Origin of the sequence: Pseudomonas sp. GD03862 (assembly GCF_029840855.1) — a bacterium.
In the GTDB taxonomy this organism is placed as follows: domain Bacteria; phylum Pseudomonadota; class Gammaproteobacteria; order Pseudomonadales; family Pseudomonadaceae; genus Aquipseudomonas; species Aquipseudomonas alloputida.
On sequence record NZ_JAOCDI010000101.1, the window covers coordinates 1 to 1,583 of the forward strand.

The 1,583-nt window shown below is 67.4% G+C and carries 1 protein-coding gene; it reads right to left on the reverse strand.

Going from position 1 to position 1,583, the window contains the following annotated elements:
• The coding region (locus N5D53_RS27500; protein WP_279841130.1) for a condensation domain-containing protein at window positions 1-1,583 on the reverse strand (1,583 nt) is incomplete at both ends.

The following is a 1,583-nucleotide window of genomic DNA, read 5'->3' on the forward strand; positions in this document are numbered from 1 at the left end:
GCAGGTTCAGCCAATGCTCACCCAGGCGTACGATGGTGGCCTGGTCGAACAGGTCAGTGGCGTAGATCAGCGAAGCGCTCAGCCCTTCATCGGTCTCGCAGGTGTCCAGGCTCAGGTCGAACTGCGTGGTGTCGTTGTCCCAGGCCATGGCCTGGACCGCCAAGCCTGGCACGGCGCGTACCGGCGCGAGCGCGGCGGCCTGGTGGTTGAACATCACCTGGAACAACGGGCTGTGGCTGAGGCTGCGGGTCGGTGCCAGCGCATCCACCAGTTGCTCGAACGGCAGGTCCTGGTGCGCCTGGGCGCCCAGCGCAGCCTGACGCACCTGTTGCAGCAGCACGCCGAACGGCTGGCGTGGATCGATATCGGCACGCAGTACCTGGGTGTTGACGAAGAAGCCGATCAGCCCTTCGGTCTCGACCCGGTTGCGGTTGGCCACCGGCACGCCGACGCGTATGTCGCGCTGGCCACTGTAGCGATGCAGCAAGGCCTGGAACGACGCCAGCAGCACCATGAACAGGGTCGCGCCCTGGCGGCGGGCCAACGCCTCGAGACCGTCCTTCAACGCCGGCGGCACGGCCAGGTCGAGCTGGGCGCCGCGATAGCTCTGCTCGGCAGGACGCGGGCGGTCCAGCGGCAAGGCCAGCACATCCTGCTCGCTGCCCAGTTGCCCGACCCAGTAGGCCAGTTGCCGCTCACGCTCGCCAGCCTCCATCCATTCACGCTGCCAACGGGCGTAGTCGGCATATTGCAGCGCCAGGGCAGGCAGTGGGGCGGCATCGCCCTCGCGGTGGCGGGCATAGCCATCGATCAGTTCGCCGACCATCAGCTGCATGGACGCCGCATCCGAGACGATATGGTGCTGAGTCAGCACCAGCACCTGGTCGTCGGCCGCCAGCTCCAGCAGGCGGACCCGCAGCAGCGGGCCGCGGGCCAGGTCGAACGGCTGGCGGATCTCCTCAGCGACACGCGCCTGAAGGGTCGCCTCGTCCGCCAGTCGTTCATGGGCGATGACCAGCGCAGCCGAGCGCTCGATCACCTGGACGATGCCCTCGTCGCTTTCGACGAAGCGAGTACGCAGGGCCTCATGACGCTCGACCAGCGCATCGAAGCTGTGTTGCAGCGCCGCACGATCGAGGCTGCCTTTCAAGCGCAGGACCATGGGGATGTGGTAGGCGCTGCTGTGTGGCTCCAGCTGCCAGAGGAACCACTGGCGTTGCTGGGCATAGGACACCGGCAGCGCCGCATCGCGCGGCGTCGGCCGGATGGCCGGAGCCCGCGCCGCCAACGACGGTGCTGGCAGGCTGGCGACGAAGCCCTGCAGGCTGGCCTGCTCGAACAGCGTCTTGAGCGGTGCGTCGATGCCTAGCTCGCGCAGACGCGAGAACACCTGGGTAGCCAACAGCGAATGCCCTCCCAGTTCGAAGAAGTTGTCGCCCAGGCCAACCTGCTCCAAGTGCAGCACCTGCGCCCAGATCGCCGCGACCTGTTGTTCCAGTTCACTCTGCGGCGCCACATAGGCACGCTGCGATTGCGCGGCATCCACGGCAGGCAAGGCCTTGCGGTCGAGCTTGCCATTGGGC